Raw genomic sequence first — 16,339 nt, forward strand, 5'->3', positions numbered from 1 at the left:
TTTCGGGAAGGGGTCTCAATCGTCATGATGGAGTAAACGGTGGCATCCTGTGCCACCGCTCGCGAAGGGGGAGCGCGCCTTGTACCAGCCGGTGCCCGCCGACGGCACACCCGATCACTTCGAGTCCGACCTCATCGACCTGGCGTCCGTAGGCGTCGCCGACCTGAGGCGCCTGACCGCTCCTGGCGGACCGGTGCGACTGCTTGCCGAGCTCCGGCGCGCGCGCACCAACGCGATGGGAGGCCAGGAGCCCGGGAGAGCCGAGTAGCCGAACCGCGAGGGCCGGCCGACCGCCGCGACGAATCCGTCCACGACAGGGAGTGATGTGTACGCGCCGATCCGTATGCCGGGCCCGCTGTTCGACGAGATCGCCTCGGGCGACGGTTCGCCCGAGGCCATCGCTTTTCTGGTCAGGGGGGAGCGCAGCCGCAGGCTCCTTCTGCTGCGTGAGATCCTCGACCGGTTCGACGCCGACCCCGCCATCCTCGGCCCTCTCGACGCCCAGGCGATCTGGCCCGTCCTGGAGGCCGCCGCCACTCGGGCTCCCGAGCCGGTCGACGCTCTGCTGCTGACCCCGCAGGTCGGCAGCTGGCTCGCGCACACGCTCCGGCGGCTGCACGGATCGGCCTCCGGGCCGCCCCTGTGGGCCGACGCGGGGCAGGTCGCCGCGGTCGCCCTCGCGGCAGCCGTCCACGCGGGTACGGACGCCGAGCTGACCCTGCCGGCCAGGGGGACGGCCGTCAGCCTGCCCGCGCTGGGCATGGTCCGGCTGCCCGGCCCCGACGACGGGGCATTCCGTGCCGTGCGGGCTGCGGTGTCCGGAGGGACGCTCAGCGTCCGCACCGGGGACGGGCCGGACACCGTCGTCGTACGCCCGCTCACCGAGCCGGAATCGGCGCACTGGCTGCCGGTGCACCGGTTGCCGACCGGTCCGGGGACGCGCACCGTCCAGCTCGATGACCTCGATCCCTACCGCGACCTGGACGAGCCCATCGCGCCCGGCCGCCTAGGCCCCGACGAACTGCGCGCCTGGCAGGGGCTGTTCCGCGACGCCGTGGCCGTCCTGCGTAGCGGGGGCACCGGCCCCGGGGGGCTGCGGCCCGACGAGATCAGCCGCATCGTGCCCTGGCGCGCCAAGGACGGCGGCGCGGAGCTTCCCGTACCTTCCGAGGGGCTCAGCGCCTCCACCGGTGATGCCTTCGGCTCCATGGTGATCGCCCGGCCGCCGGACGGCCTCGCCCTCGCCGAGACCCTCGTCCATGAGTTCCAGCACAGCAAACTCGGCGCCCTGCTCCACCTCTTCCCGCTCCTCGACGACGACCGGACGGAGTGCCACTACGCGCCGTGGCGCGCCGATCCCCGGCACCTGCCCGGCCTTCTCCATGGTGCGTACGCCTTCGTCGGCGTCACCGGATTCTGGCGAGGGCGCGTCGGGGACCCGGCCGCCGACGCGGGCGGGCGGGCGTCGTTCCTCTTCGCGCTGCGCCGGCTCCAGACCCGTATGGTCCTGCGCACCCTGGCGACCCGTGCCCGGTTCACCGAGCCCGGTCTGCGGCTCGTCACCCGGCTGTCGGAGACCGTCGACGGGTGGCTCGCGGAGCCGCTGGACCCCGCTGCCGTTGCCAGGGCCCGGGCGGCGGCGGTCAGCCACCGGGTGGAGTGGCGGCTGCGCAATCTGCGCTGCGGCGAGGACGACCGGAGCACCCTCATCAAGGCGCTGCGTTCGGGAGCCGGCCCGGTGCCGGGTGGCGAGCCACTGGTGGCGCCGGAGCCGGTCCGTGGGTACTGGCAGGACGACCGCGTCCGCCTCTACCGGCGTGGGGAGTGCCGGGCCGGCAGCTCACCGTCGGCCGACGAGCTGCTGGTCGCCGGGGACCCGGAAGCGGCACGTGCGGCGTACACCGAGCAGTTGCGCGGTTCCGGACCTCTCGACCCGCACGCACTGGCCGGGTGGCTGCTCGCCCATGCGGAACTGCACCCGCGTGAGCGAAGGCTGCTGGCCCGCCCCGAACGTTTCGCGGCGCTGCTGGAGAAGTCCTCGCCCGGGACCTGGACGCGGACAGCCCACTGGCTGGCCGGGAGCTCGGCCGCGCGCTGACCGGCCGGACACGGGCCGGGGGGCGCCCCCCGGCCCGTCCGGGTCAGCTCGACGTGACGTCGAACCCGTTGGTCACGAAGTCCAGTCCGCCGGACGACGAGGTGATCTCGTAGCCGAACTGGACGTCACCGATCGTCTCGTCGCCCCACCAGCCCTCCGTGTCGATCCACTTCAGGATCGGCAGGATGTCCACGGTGCCGGACGACGAGTCCGAGGTCCGCAGGAACGAGAAGACCTCGTTGGCGCCGTTGTCGCCCTTGTAGACGTCCCAGGTGTGGCCGCCGAGGCTGACGGTTCCCTGGGGGGTGCCGAGCGGGCCGACCGCCCCGTTGTAGTTGACCCAGAGCATGACCTCGTAGTCGTAGTCCGTGTCCCAGATGTCGTAGGACGTGTTGTACGCGCCGGCCGACGGGACCGTCACGTTGTAGTCGCTGGTCAGCGACGACAGCGAGGAGAGCGGCTTGTCGACGATCTTCTTGGCGTTCGGGTACGACTTGATGCCACCGGTGTCCGGGTGGTCCGCCGTCACGCCCCAACTGCTGGACGAGTCCGCCCAGATGGTCTGGGTGCCCGCTCCGGAGCCCCATATGTTGTTGTAGAGGATGTAGCCGTCGTCGGTGGTGTAGTTGCCCCACTGCTCCGACGAGGTCCAGACCGCGGCCTGGGCGGGAGCCGCCGCGAAGCCGATCAGGGCGGCCACCGCCGCGGTCGGGGCCAGGAACAGTCTGGTCAGGGTGGTGGATGGTGCCATGGGGTGTTCCTTCCATGTGGGGATGGAGGACTGCTACCGCGGCCCCAGGGTGAGGACGCGGTCCACGCCGGCCGTCAGCTCCAGCGGAGCCGTGGGGTTTCCGGCGGAGGTCTCGGTGAGGGTGAGCTCGTCGCACATCCGCAGATCGACCCGTGCGTCACGCGTGGGACGGAGCACGGCGCTCGCGCCGTCCTTCGACCACCGCAGGTCCAGATGTGCGCCGAACCGTGTGCGTACGCCCAGGAGTTCACCCGCCGGGTACGCGGCGGGGACGGCAGGCAGCAGGACCAGACGGCCGGGCGTCGACTGGACGAGCGACTCGATCACGGCCGCGGGCAGGGCGTGGGCCGCGTCCGCGTTGTAGACGTTCCTGGACGGATAGTGGGAGCTCATCAGCGAGTCGTGGAAGAAGTCGCCGCCCAGCACCGCGTCCAGCGCCGCCGACACCCGGTCCGGGTCCCGCAGCCGGGCGGCGATCAGGGCATGGTGCAGATGTCCGTGTGCGGAGTCGTTCTCCGAGCCCCGCAGCTCCAGCGCACGGTGTGCGGCCCCGGCCAGCTCCGGGGTGTCGTACGGATTGATCCCGTCCAGCGGCCACACCGGGTAGAGGTGACTCAGATGGCGGTGGTCGTACGTCTCCCGCAGACCCGGCCACGCCCACTCGGCGAGCGCCCCGTCCTCGTTCACCAGGTAGTCCGGGAGCCGGTCCGCGAGCGACCGCCAGAGTTCCGCCGACGGGTGCCCGGGGGCGTGCTCGGCGGCCGTCGTCAGGGCGTGGCGGGCCGCGGCGACGTCCATCGTGGCGTTCACCGTGCCCCAGCTCGCGTTGGCCGGCCGGTTCTCCGGGGAGTACGAGGGCACCACGGCGACGTTCCCGTCCGGGTCCTCCCGGCTCAGGAAGTCCTCGTAGAACACCGCCACTTCGACCAGAGCGGCGGTGAGGGAGGGATCCGGGACGCCCGTCGTCGCCTCGGCGTGCTCAAGGAGCGGCTGGAGCAGCCAGTCGGCGCCGGCCGTCCATAGATGCAGCGGGTAGGCGCGCTGGAAGTGCCGGGTGTGACCCGAGGCGCCGTCCGTGTGGGACGGCGCGACGATGCCCCGGGTCCCGAAGAGCGCCCGGGCGTTGTCCCGCCAGTCGGCCAACTGCCCCTGGACCAGGACGGCATGCGCCTCTGTGACCTCCGGAAGGGCGGCCGGGGCAGCCGAGGCGATCTGCAGATTGAGATTGGCGTTCGTGGTGAAGGCCCCGGACCACGCGGTGTCCCAGTCACCGGTCCACAGGCCGGTCAGCCGGGGAGGCAACAGTCCCGAGGAGGACAGCAGATGGTAGCGGCCCGCAGCGAAGAGGCGCTCCAGCAGCGCCGGGCTCTTCGGGCGGCGCAGCAGTTCGCTGCCGGGCAGCTCCCGCTCACCGGCCGCGTCCCGCAGGGCGAGTGACGCCCTTCCGTAGGCCGTCCGGTGTCGGGGCAGGTGCTGGGCGAGCAGCGCCGCGTAGTCCTCGTCCGGCAGGTCCGCCCACAGTGCGCCGACGGCCGGGACCCCGGCCCCCCGGTGGACCCGGGTCGTCAGCGTCAGCGCGCGCGCCCCCTCGATCCGGATGCCCTCGCCCGCCAGCGACACCGTGCCGCCGTCCACCCGGGCCACCATCACCCCGGTGTACGCCAGGCCGCCGCCCGGATAGCCCACCCGCAGCGCGAGGCGGGCGCCGTCCGGTGTCAGCACCGCCGAGCGGCCCACCGCGAGGCGTGCCGGAGCCCCCGGCAGCCGAGGGTCGAGCCAGACCTCAGCGTGGAGACCGGGGTCGGTGACGTGCTGCACGATCACGTCGTCGGCCCGCGACACGAACACCCGGCTGTGCCAGCCCTCGTACGACGCACGGACCTCACCCGTGGTGAAGTCGACGTCACGCCGGTAGCCGGCGACCGCCTCGTGCAGTCCACGGTCACGGCGGATCCTGGTCATGAACGCCGGATGGAAGGGCTGCACCCACACCAGCGGCCTGCCCGCCCCGAAGTCCTCGGCCGCCGTGGTGTCCCCGCGCAGGAGCGCGTCCTGGAGGCGGCCGAGCCCGTCGGCGAGCTCCGGCGGGCGCAGCTCCTCGCTGCCGTTGGGCCGCACCAGGGTGTGGTGGTTGACGATCACCCGGTCGTCCGCCGGGTCGCCGTACACCATCGCCCCGTGGCTGCCGTTGCCGCTGAGGAACGCGTCCTCCCAGCGGGCCGCGGGCGCCGGCTCCCACGTCCCGTCGCTCATGCCGTCAGCTCTCTCAGCACCGCGACCCCGTAGCGACCGAGCTGAATGCATCCGTCGGCCTCGGTGCCCGTCAGCAGGTCCGTGTACCGGCCCGGCAGCTCCACCGTCACCGCGGACCGCCCGTGGTGGAGCAGGAACAGCAGAGCGCCCCGGCGCACCGCCTCCACCCCGTCGGGCAGCCCGTCCAGCACCGGCCGTACGCCCGCATCGGCCGCCACCCTGCCGAGCAGAGCGCGCAGCGCATCGGGCTCGGGCAGCGTCGAGACGTACCAGGCCGAGCCCTTGCGGAGCACAGCGGGCAGTCCGTCCAGCTCGCCGCCCCGGTAGGCGGACACCGTGTCCGCGCTGCCGTCCGGCTCCAGTTCCTCCGACCACAGGGTGCCGCGGAAGCCCTCGCACTCCACCACCTGGTCCGCGTCCAGCGGCCACCACTCGTGGACCGTACGGATGCCGAACAGTTCGCGCAGCCTGGCGTCCATGCCGCCGGGCCTGACCCGGTCGTCCTCGTCGGCGACGCCCGTGAAGAACCCGAAGACCAGCGTGCCGCCGTTTCGTACGTAGGCGAGCAGGCCGTCGATCGCGGCGTCGCGCAGCAGATAGAGCTGCGGGACGACGACCAGGCGGTAGCCGCTCAGGTCGCTGCCCGGACGGGCGAAGTCCACCGCCGTACCGTTCTCCCACAGCCCCCGGTGCCAGGCCTGCACGAGGGCCGTGTAGTCGACCAGGGAGGACGGACGGCCCTCCTGGGCGCTCGCCCACCAGGCGTCCCAGTCGTGCAGCACGGCGACATCGGCCGTCACGGCTGTGCCGGCCACCTCGCCGCCGATCAGGGCCAGTTCGGCACCGATCTGCTTCACCTCGCGGAAGGTGCGCCCCTGTTCGCCGGCGTGCGGCAGCATCGCCGAATGGAACTTCTCGGCGCCCTGCCTCGACTGCCGCCACTGGAAGTAACAGACGGCGTCGGCGCCCCTGGCCACCGACTGGAGCGACCAGAGCCGGTTCAGACCGGCCGGCTTCGGGCGATTGACGGGGCGCCAGTTGACCCCGCCCGCCGCCTGCTCCATCAGCATCCACGGCCCACCGGCCTGCGAGCGCGTCATGTCGGCCAGCATCGCGTTGTACTGCGCGCCCCGCGGGTCCGTGGAGTCCGGGTAGATGTCCACCGAGACCACATCCTCCTGCTCCGCCCACGCCCAGCCGTCCTGACCGGCCCACAGCGGCATGAAGTTGGTGGTCACCGGGATGTGCGGGGTGTGCCGGGCGACGATGTCCCGCTCGGCGACGTAGCACTCCATCAGCGCGTCGGAGGTGAACCGCTTGAAGTCCAGCACCTGCGCCGGATTACGCATGTACTGGGCCGTGCGCGGCGGCAGGATCTCGGACCAGGTGTCGTAGCGCTGACTCCAGAAGGCCGTGCCCCAGGCCTCGTTGAGCGCGTCGAGGGTGGTGTGACGGGCGGTCAGCCAGCGGCGGAAGTGCGCGGCCGTCTCGTCGCACCAGCAGTGCGTGCAGTACTCGTTGTTGATGTGCCACACGGTGAGCGCCGGATGGTCCGCGTAGCGCGCCGCGAGGTCCTCGGTGAGCGCGGCGGCGTGACGGCGGTAGACCGGCGAGCTCGGGCAGAAGTGCTGGCGTGAGCCGTACGAGACCACCGTCCCGTCCTCGGCGCGCGGCAGGGTCTCCGGGTGGAGCGCTCCCATCCACGGCGGCGGGGACGAGGTGGGCGTGGCGAGGACCACTCCGATCCCGTGCGCGGCCATCAGGTCCAGGAGGCGGTCCAGCCACCCGAACTCCCGGGCACCCGGACGTGGTTCGATCTTCGCCCAGGAGAACACCCCGACGGTGACGGAGTTGACCCCGGCCTCCTTCATCAGCCGGACGTCGTCGGCCCACACCTCTTCGGGCCACTGCTCGGGGTTGTAGTCGCCTCCGAAGAGGACGCGGCCACGGGTGGCGTCGTACAGGGAGGGCATGGACCTCTCGTTCCTGGTGTCGTACGGGATGCCACAGGCGCTGGGAGGAGGGGTCAGCCCTTGACCGCGCCGGTGAGCATGCCTTCCTTGAAGTGCTTCTGGACGAACGGCGACAGGAACGCGACCGGGATCAGCGCCAGCACCATGACCGCCATCTGGATGGCGAGCGGTGACAGATGGCCGGTGTTGATGACCTGGGCGAGGCCCGTGGGCCGCTCCTGCTTGAGGACCAGCTGGTTCATCACGTTCTGCAGCGGCATCATCTCCGGGTCGCTGATGTAGATGGACGCGTTGAACCAGGCGCTCCAGTAACCGACCGCGTAGAACAGGGTGATCACGGCGATGACCGCACGCGACAGCGGCATGACGATCTGCCACAGGATGCGGAAGTCACCGGCCCCGTCGATCCGGGCACTCTCGATGAGCTCCTGGGCCGTACTCATGAAGAAGGCGCGCAGCACCAGGATGTTGAAGACGTTCAGCGCGCTCGGCAGGATCAGCGCCAGATAGGAGTCGGTGAGGCCGAGCCCCTGGACCACCAGATAGGTGGGGATGAGGCCCGCGCCGAAGAACATCGTGGCGAGCATGAACACCAGCAGCGGCCGGTGCAGCACGGACCCGGTACGCGAGAGGCCGTACGCGCACAGGACCGAGACCGCCATGCTGAAGAGTGTTCCGACCAACGTCACACAGAGGCTGATCACGGTGGCCCGGGTGACCTGGCCGCCGCCGAGGAGCTCCTGATAGGCGACGAAGGTGATGCCGCGCGGGATCACCACGAGTCCGCCGGCCTCGGTGATGGTCCTCACCGAGGACAGACTGGTCACGATCACGACCCAGAGCGGGAAGAGGACGGCCAGGCAGATCAGGACCATGACCACGCCCTTGGAGGCGAGGCCCGTCCTCGACGGCTCCTCCTCCCACGCCGGACGCAGGCGCCCTCGGGTACCGGGCTTCACACCGGCCAAGCCGGTCAGACCGGAGAGCAGGCTGCTCACTTCTTGTACACCCCCTGCTCACCCATGAGATGGGCGACCTTGTTGGCCCCGAGGACCAGCAGCAGACCGAAGATTCCCTTGACGATCCCGACGGCCGCCGCGTAGCTGAATCCGCCGTTGGTGATACCGACGTTCCAGACGTAGGTGTCGAGCACCTCGGAGGCCCCTGGGCCGACCGCCGTGCGCTGGAGCAGGATCTGCTCGAAGCCGACGGTCAGCGCGTTGCCCACCTGGAGCACGAGCAGCAGAGCCACGACCGGGCGCAGGGCCGGCAGGGTGATGTGCCAGATCCGGCGCCAGCGGTTCGCGCCGTCCATCGCGCTCGCCTCGTAGAGGTCCGGGCTGACCGCCGCCAGGGCGGCGAGGAAGACGATCACGCCCCAGCCCGCGTCCTTCCAGATCATCTCGAACGTGATCAGGAACTTGAACAGACCGGGGTCGGTCATCAGGTCGAAGCCCTCGTGACCGTGCTCCCGCAGCGTCTGCGCGATGAGTCCCGCGCCGCCGAACATCTGCTGGAACACGGTGACGACCAGGACCCAGGAGAAGAAGTGCGGGAGATACAGGATCGCCTGAGCCACCGCACGGACCCTGGGCCGCACGAAGCTGTTGATGAACAGCGCGAGCAGGATCGGCACGGGGAAGAACAGCGTCAGCTGGAGAAGGAAGATCACCAGTGTGTTCCGCAGGGCCGACCAGAACAGCCGGTCGTGCACCATCTGCTGGAACCACTCGAACCCGACCCAGGGGCTCTGCGTGATCGCCTGGAAGGCGTTGTCCGCGATGTAAGGGTCGTAGTCCTGGAAGGCGACGACGTTGCCCGCGAGCGGGATGTACGCGAAGACCAGCAGGAGCAGCATCGCGGGCAGGGTCATCAGCAGCAGCGTGCGGTCCCGGCGCAGCCGGTGCCTCAGCGGCATCTTCGTGGCGACGGGCCGTTCACCCGCCGCCCGCGTCGTGGCCTGCGGCGTCCGTGACTCCCGCGCGCGCCGGCCGTCTGTGCTCAGTGCCATGTCAGGAAGCCGACTCACCGGTCTCGTCGAGCAGCTTCTTGTACCAGTCGCGCAGCTTGTCGCCGCCCTTGGTCTTCCAGTCGGAGACCTGCTGCTGCATGTCGCTGACCTTCTTACGGCCGCGCACGATGTCCTTCTCAAGGTCCTCGAACTGCGCGTTGAGCTCGGTGAAGCGGGTCGGCTCCTGGATCTGCATGCCGTGGAAGAGCGGCTTCCTCAGGTGCGCGCCCTGGCGCTGCTGCCACTCGATGACCCCCTTCACCACGTCCGGGTGGTCGGGGTAGGCCCGGAAGGGGGCGGAGGTGGCGATGTACTCGTAGGTGGCGAAGACCTGGTTGTTGCCCTTCTCCGTCTTGGTGAGGACACCGTCCTTGAGCGTGTGGTGGGTGCCCTCCAGGCCGTACGCCTTCAGGCGCTGCTCCTTGGTGCCGTAGGGAGCGGCGGTGTAGTTGGCCAGAGCCAGGATGTCCTCGATGGTCTTCTTGTCGGCGTTCTTGTTGACGAAGCACCAGATGTTGGAGGGAGCGGCCTCGTAGATGACGGGGTCGCCGCCGTCGTGGGCGAAGAAGTCCATCGCCCCCATCCTGAAGTCCGGCTTGTCCAGCCGCTGGATCGCCGTGGCCGCGTACCAGTCGGAGATATCCGCGTTGTACATGAGGGCGTTGCCGGACGAGAAGGTGGTGCGCATGTCACCCGTCTCGGCCTTGGCGTCCGGGTGCACGAAGCCGGCCGAGTACAGCGAGCGCGACCACTCCAGAGCTTCCAGGTACTCGTCGGTCTCGTAGCGGTTGACCAGCTTGTCGTCGACGAGCTTCCAGTAGTACGGCTTCTCCGGCAGCACCCCGAAGAAGACGAACGCCGACCACGTCATGTCGCTGCACGCCCACACCTTGCTCTTCGGGGCGTTGATCTCCTTGCAGAGGTCGTAGAACTCCTGCGTGGTCGTCGGGACCTCGTACCCCTTCTCCTCGAAGATGTCGGCGCGGTAGAAGGGGGTGATGTTGGGGGTCGCCTCGGCCGGCATGGGCAGGCCCCGGAGCTTCTCCGCGAAGACCCCGCGCTGCCAGGCGCCGGTGGGGATGGCCGCCAGGTTCGGGTAGGACTTCACCTTGTCGCCCGAGAGATACGGGCCGAGGTCGGCGAACTTGTTGGCGATGGCGCTCGGTATCTTGCCGCCCAGCTCCCAGCCGGGGACGACGACGGCGTCCGGGATGCTGCTGGAGGCGAGCACCGCGCCGAGCTTCTGGCCGTAGACGTTGCCGTCCTGGTTCTGCCACTTGACCTTGACGCCGACGGCCTCGTCCATCGCCGTCCAGTACGGATTGCCCTCACCCGGCGAGGTGCCCCACAGCGGAGCCATGATGCTCAGCTCGCTGCCCTTGCCCAGCTTCTTCGGCACCGACACCGCAAGCTCGGCGGCCGGGACGGCGGTGGTGAAGCCGACCGCGGAGCCGTTCTTGCCGGGGATGTCCGGGGTGACCGCCTTCGACGGCACGTAGGCGGGAAGGAGGTCCTTCAGCTTCTTGCCCGTCGTCGTGCCCTCGTTCTTCGAACCGCCGGAACCGCCGCCGCAGGCGGCGAGGAGCGGCAGCCCGCCGCCCACGGCTGCCGCGACAACCACGGAGGAGGCGAGGAATCGTCTCCGGCTGGGAGCGGAGGGAGAGTTCGGCGTCATGGGGTCAACCCTTCGTGGTGCGACAGGACGGCCCGCGGCGGCGACTGCCGCTCGGCCCTGTGTCTGAGGTAGGGGGCGTTACCGGCCGAGCCGGTGGCACTGCACCGGCTGAGCTGAAGCGGTCAACGGGCTGCCTCGTCGAAGCGCTTCGATGTTGCAGCGAGGTTAAGTGACGGACTCCGGCCGCACAAGAGTCCGATTCCAGATTCCTCCGACCTGTTTCATAACCCCTTCCCGGCGCAAGGTCGGCGCGATGCGGGCGTTTGACGGTCCGGGACCCTTGACACCTGCGGGGTTGGCCCCAGAGCATCGAAGCGCTTCGAAAGATTTTTTCCTTGCGTCGAAGGACATATCGACGCCCGCAGACCGGAAAACCTCCCACCTCTCCAAGGGGACCCGCACGTGACGGACCATCCACTGCCCTTCCGCGACCCGCACCTGCCCTTCGCCGACCGTGTCGCCGACCTGCTCGGGCGGCTGACGCTCGACGAGCGGATCGCGATGCTGCACCAGTTCGCCCCGGCGGTGGAGCGGCTGGGTCTCGGGCCGTTCCGCACCGGGCAGGAGGCGCTGCACGGCGTCGCCTGGATGGGACCCGCCACCGTCTTCCCACAGGCCGTCGGCCTCGGCGCCACCTGGAACGACGACCTGGTCCGCCGGATCGGCGAAGCCGTCGGCAACGAAGTACGGGCCAAGCGCACAAGGGACGACCGAATCGGGCTCAACGTCTGGGCGCCGACCGTCAATCTGCTGCGCCACCCGCTCTGGGGCCGGGGCGAGGAGGGCTACTCCGAGGATCCGGCGCTGACCTCCGCCATCGCCGTCGCCTACACCCGGGGGCTCCGCGGGGATGACCCCCGCTACTGGCGCACCGCCCCCGTGCTGAAGCACTGGCTCGCGCATAACAACGAGACCGACCGCGACACGGCCTCCTCCTCGGTCCGCCCGCGCGTCCTGCACGAGTACGACCTGCGGGCCTTCCGTGATGCCGTACGGGCCGGAGCCGTGGCCGGCGTCATGCCCGCCTACAACCTGGTCAACGGCCGCCCCAACCACGTCTCCCCGCTCCTCGAACAGCATCTGCGACGCTGGACCGACCAGCCGCTCGTCGTCTGCTCGGACGCCGGCGCGCCCTCCAATCTCGTCGACTCCGAGCACTACTTCGACACCCACGAGCAGGCCACGGCCGCCTCCCTGAAGGCAGGGGTCGACAGCTTCACCGACCACGGTCAGGACTCCTCGGTGATGACCGGCCGGATCCGTGGGGCACTGGCCGAGGGCCTCCTCACCGAGGAGGACATCGACACGGCGGCCGGCAGGCTGCTCGCGCTGCGCTTCGCGCTGGGCGAGTTCGACCCTGAGCTCGATCCGTACGCCGGGGTGGAAGCCCTGGACACCGAGGAGCACCGGGCGCTCGCCCTGGAGGCCGCGGAACAGGCCGTCGTCCTGCTCAAGAACGACGGCCTGCTGCCCCTGGAGCCGAAGCAGGGCCGCACCGTCGCGGTCGTCGGACTGCTCGGCGACGCCTGCAAGCTCGACTGGTACAGCGGGACGCTCATGCACCGCTCCTCGCCGCTCGACGGGATCCGCGAGCGGTACGGCGCCGAGCACGTCCTCTTCGAGGAAGGGGTGGACCGGGTCCGGCTGAAGTCCTGCGACGGCTGGCTCCGGGTCCCGGCGGCCGGCGGGCCGTCGGCCGGAGGGAAGCGGGGGGCCGAGGGCGCCCTCGACCCGGCACTCCTCGGGGGCCGTACCGACCTGCCGCCGCTGACCTGTGGCGACGATGCCGCCGAACTGGCCCTCGTCGACTGGGGAGACGGCGTCCTGACCCTCCGTGCGGACGACGGGCTCCATCTCTCCGTCGCCGACGACGGGTATGTCAGGGCGTCCGCCGAGGAACCGGGCGGCTGGGTCGTCCAGGAGACGTTCCGTCTGGAAGCGGTGCAGGCAAGCGACGGCGGGCACGACGGCGGGCACCTCCTTCTGCACATCGGGACCGGTGGGTACGTGTCTGTCGCCGCCGGAGGCGCGAAGGTTGCCGAAGCCGGCGAAAGGATTTCCCGGGACGCCGCCACGGTCTTCGAGCTGGAGACCGTCGAGCGCGGCGCGGATGCCGTGGCCCGGGTGGCGGCGGCCGCCGACACCGTGATCGTCGTCGCGGGCAACGACCCCCATATCAACGGGCGCGAGACCGAGGACCGTACGACCCTCGCCCTCCCCGCCCAGCAGGACCGGCTCTGGCGCGCCGCCCACGCCGCCAACCCCCGCACGGTCCTCGTCCTGACCTCCGCCTATCCGTACGCCGTCGGCGAGGCCGCGGACGGACTGCCGGCCCTGCTGTGGACCGCGCACGGAGGCCAGGCCGCCGGCGGCGCGCTCGCGCGTGTCCTCGCCGGGGACGTCTCCCCGGCCGGCCGGCTTCCGCAGACCTGGTACGCGAGCGACGACGATCTGCCCGGCCTGTTCGACTACGACATCATCGGCTCCCGCCAGACCTACCTCTACTTCGACGGAACCCCGCTCTACCCCTTCGGACACGGCCTCGGCTACGCCGACTTCACCTACTCCGCGCTGCGGACGGAGGTGGACGGCGAGCTGCTGCGGGTCTCGCTGACCCTCACCAACGACGGCGGGGCCCCCGCCGACGAGGTGGCCCAGCTCTACGTCTCCCCGGGCCTCGACGGCTCCACGGACCTGCCGCTGCGCAAGCTGGTCGGCCACCGCCGGACGCACCTCGCGCCCGGCGAGGCGCAGCGGCTCGAATTCGTGGTACCCGTCGAGGAGTTGGGGCACTGGAGCGTGGCGCACGGTCGCTGGACCGTCGAGCCCGGCGCGTACGAGATCCTCGCGGGCGCGTCGAGCGCCGACATCCGGCTCACCGCCACAGCGGTCGTCGACGGCGAAGCGCAGGGCCCGCGCCCGGTGGTGGCGCGCGGTCTGGAGGCCGCCGACTACGACTGGCAGCAGGGTACGGAGCTCGTCGACCGCGCGAAGACGGACGGCGATGCCGTCACACCCGTCTCGTCCGGCATCGCGGGCCAACTCATCTACCGTGCCTGTGACTTCGGCGGGGGAGTGGGACGCCTGGCACTGCTCCTCTCGGGGGAGGGGGCCGTCACCCTGAGCGCGGGCGGGCGCAGCACGGGCATCCAGGTCCCCGCCACCGGGGGCCCGTACGACTACCGGACCTTTGAGGCCACGCTCGGCCTCAGCGGGGTGCAGGAGCTGCGCATCGGCATCGAGGGCACGGTACGTCTCGCCCGTATCGAGGTCGTCACCGGCAAGGAGTCCGCATGAAGTTCACCGACGGTTTCTGGCTGATGCGTGAGGGTGTCCAGGCCTCGTACGCCACCGAGATCCGCGATCTGCGGGTCGACGTGGACCGGTTCACCGCGTACGCGGCGGTCAGGCGCGTCAGGGCGCGCGGGGACACGCTCAACACCCCGCTGATCACCGTCGAATGCTTCTCCCCGGCCGAGGGCGTCATCGGGGTACGCGCCACCCATCACGCGGGCAGGGCCAGGCGCGGCCCGGACTTCGCACTCCGGGCGGACACCACCACGGCGTCCGGGGCCCGCACCCGCAGGGACGGCGCGGCCACCGAACTGACCAGCGGGCCACTGACGTTGCGCATGGATGGCGAAGGGCCCTGGGGTATCACCTTCCTCGACGCCGACGGCCGGCGCCTCACCGGAGCGGACCCGAAGGGGACCGCCTTCGCGACCACACCCGACGGCGTGCATCACATGATCGCCCAACTGGCCCTGGACGTGGGCGAGAACATCTACGGACTCGGTGAGCGCTTCACGCCGTACGTGAAGAACGGCCAGACCGTCGACATCTGGCAGGCCGACGGCGGCACGAGCAGCGAACTCGCCTACAAGAACATCCCGTTCTACCTCTCCTCGCGCGGCTACGGCGTCTTCGTCAACCACCCCGGCAAGGTCTCCTTCGAGGTCGGCTCCGAGGCCGTCGGGCAGGTGCAGTTCAGCGTCGAGGACCAGTCCCTGGAGTACTACGTCGTCGCCGGCCCGAACCCGAAGGACGTCCTGTCCCGCTACACGGCCCTGACCGGCCGGCCCGCGCTGCCCCCGGCGTGGTCGTTCGGCCTCTGGCTTACCACCTCGTTCTGCACGTCCTACGACGAGGAGACCGTCACCTCCTTCGTCGACGGCATGGCCGAGCGCGGAATCCCGCTCAGCGTCTTCCACTTCGACTGTTTCTGGATGCGCGAGTACCAGTGGTCGGACTTCCTCTGGGACCCCGAGGTCTTCCCCGACCCGGAGGGCATGCTGGCCCGCCTCAAGGAGCGCGGACTGCGCATCAGTATGTGGATCAACCCCTACATCGCCCAGAAGTCGGCCCTGTTCGCGGAGGGCGCCGAACGCGGCTACCTGGTCAAGCGGCCCGACGGCGACATCTGGCAGTGGGACCTGTGGCAGCCGGGGATGGCGCTGGTCGACCTCACCGACCCGGCCGCCCGCGCCTGGTACGACGACAAGCTGCGTCTCCTGCTCGACCAGGGCGTCGACTGCTTCAAGACGGACTTCGGCGAGCGAATCCCCACGGACGTCGTCTGGCACGACGGCTCCGACCCGGAGCGCATGCACAACTACTACGCGCAGATCTACAACCGCACCGTCTTCGAACTCCTGGAGAAGGAGCGCGGCGTGGGGGAGGCGGTGGTCTTCGCCAGGTCCGCCACGGCGGGCGGGCAGCAGTTCCCGGTGCACTGGGGCGGCGACTGCTTCGCCTCGTTCACCGCGATGGCCGAATCCCTGCGCGGCGGTCTTTCGCTGAGCCTGTCGGGCTTCGGTTTCTGGAGCCACGACATCGGCGGCTTCGAGGGCACCCCCGACCCGGCGGTCTTCAAGCGCTGGCTCGCCTTCGGGCTGCTCTCCTCGCACAGCCGGCTGCACGGCAACGTCTCCTACCGGGTGCCGTGGGAGTTCGGCGAGGAAGCCGTCGACGTGGCACGGAAGTTCACGCTGCTCAAGCACCGGCTGATGCCGTATCTCTACGCCGTGGCCGTCGAGGCGCACCGTACGGGCGTCCCGATGATGCGGCCCATGCTGGCCGAGTTCCCGGGCGACCCCGCCTCCCGCACCCTGGACCGGCAGTACATGCTCGGCCCCGACCTGCTGGTCGCCCCGGTCTTCACCGAGGACGGCGAGGCCGAGTACTACGTCCCCGACGGCACCTGGACCTCGCTGCTCACCGGCGAGCGGGTGACCGGCCCCGGCTGGCGGCACGAGACACACGGCTTCGACAGCCTGCCCCTGCTGGTGCGGGACGGTGCGGTGCTGCCGTGGGGCGCCGACGACCAGCGCCCGGACGGCGACTGGCTCGACGGCCTCACCCTGCGGCTCTTCGGCCCTGGCCCTGACGAGCGCACGGTCACCGTGCCGGACCTGTCCGGCGCCACGGCGGCGACCTTCCACGTCGTACGGGACGACGCGGGCACGCGGGTCACGGCGGAGGGCACGTCCCGTCCCTACCGCGTGGTCATCGAGGAGTCCGGTGCGGCGGGGGAGGGGGCGGGGACCGTCTCCGTCGCCTGAGTCCCGAAAACGATCAG

At 70.6% G+C, this 16,339-nt stretch carries 10 protein-coding genes; 4 read left to right on the plus strand and 6 right to left on the minus strand.

The window, feature by feature from the left end; all coding sequences use genetic code 11:
* Positions 1-79: 79 nt before the first annotated feature.
* Both AB0C75_RS33830 and AB0C75_RS33835 read left to right on the plus strand, forming a co-directional pair.
* Positions 80-268, plus strand: coding sequence for an aldo/keto reductase (locus tag AB0C75_RS33830; protein WP_362896025.1), 189 nt, complete (start codon positions 80-82; stop codon positions 266-268).
* Between the two features lie 57 nt (positions 269-325).
* Positions 326-2,098 (plus strand): HEXXH motif domain-containing protein, encoded by a 1,773-nt coding sequence (locus AB0C75_RS33835; protein WP_362896027.1) that lies wholly within the window; start codon positions 326-328, stop codon positions 2,096-2,098.
* A 43-nt stretch (positions 2,099-2,141) separates the two neighbouring features.
* Here the strand turns inward: AB0C75_RS33835 and AB0C75_RS33840 are convergent, their stop codons facing one another.
* Genes AB0C75_RS33840 through AB0C75_RS33865 form a run of 6 tightly spaced genes read right to left on the minus strand, consistent with a single transcriptional unit; the run spans position 2,142 to position 10,761 of the window.
* Entirely contained in the window at positions 2,142-2,849 is a 708-nt protein-coding gene (locus tag AB0C75_RS33840; protein WP_362896028.1) for a hypothetical protein, read from the minus strand.
* Between the two features lie 33 nt (positions 2,850-2,882).
* Positions 2,883-5,102 carry a glycoside hydrolase N-terminal domain-containing protein gene (locus AB0C75_RS33845; RefSeq protein WP_362896029.1) on the minus strand — a complete coding sequence of 740 codons (2,220 nt, stop codon included), beginning with the start codon at positions 5,100-5,102 and terminating at the stop codon, positions 2,883-2,885.
* Positions 5,099-7,075, minus strand: a complete 1,977-nt coding sequence (locus tag AB0C75_RS33850; RefSeq protein WP_362896030.1) for a beta-galactosidase — start codon at positions 7,073-7,075, stop codon at positions 5,099-5,101. Before AB0C75_RS33850 ends, AB0C75_RS33845 begins: the two co-directional genes overlap by 4 nt.
* A 53-nt stretch (positions 7,076-7,128) precedes the next feature.
* Positions 7,129-8,064 (minus strand): carbohydrate ABC transporter permease, encoded by a 936-nt coding sequence (locus AB0C75_RS33855; RefSeq protein WP_362896058.1) that lies wholly within the window; start codon positions 8,062-8,064, stop codon positions 7,129-7,131.
* 5 nt (positions 8,065-8,069) lie between these two features.
* Positions 8,070-9,086 carry an ABC transporter permease subunit gene (locus AB0C75_RS33860; RefSeq protein ID WP_362896032.1) on the minus strand — a complete coding sequence of 339 codons (1,017 nt, stop codon included), beginning with the start codon at positions 9,084-9,086 and terminating at the stop codon, positions 8,070-8,072.
* 1 nt (position 9,087) lies between these two features.
* Entirely contained in the window at positions 9,088-10,761 is a 1,674-nt protein-coding gene (locus AB0C75_RS33865; RefSeq protein ID WP_362896033.1) for an extracellular solute-binding protein, read from the minus strand.
* A gap of 402 nt (positions 10,762-11,163) precedes the next feature.
* Between AB0C75_RS33865 and AB0C75_RS33870 the strand changes: the two genes are divergently transcribed.
* Positions 11,164-14,058, plus strand: coding sequence for a glycoside hydrolase family 3 C-terminal domain-containing protein (locus AB0C75_RS33870; protein WP_362896035.1), 2,895 nt, complete (start codon positions 11,164-11,166; stop codon positions 14,056-14,058).
* The gene (gene yicI, locus AB0C75_RS33875; protein WP_362896036.1) at positions 14,055-16,322 is read left to right on the plus strand and encodes an alpha-xylosidase; all 2,268 of its coding nucleotides are present in this window, start codon (positions 14,055-14,057) and stop codon (positions 16,320-16,322) included. The genes AB0C75_RS33870 and yicI overlap by 4 nt, the downstream gene beginning before the upstream one ends.
* Positions 16,323-16,339 lie beyond the last annotated feature (17 nt).

It is taken from the genome of Streptomyces sp. NPDC048565 (assembly GCF_040650935.1).
Lineage (GTDB): Bacteria > Actinomycetota > Actinomycetes > Streptomycetales > Streptomycetaceae > Streptomyces.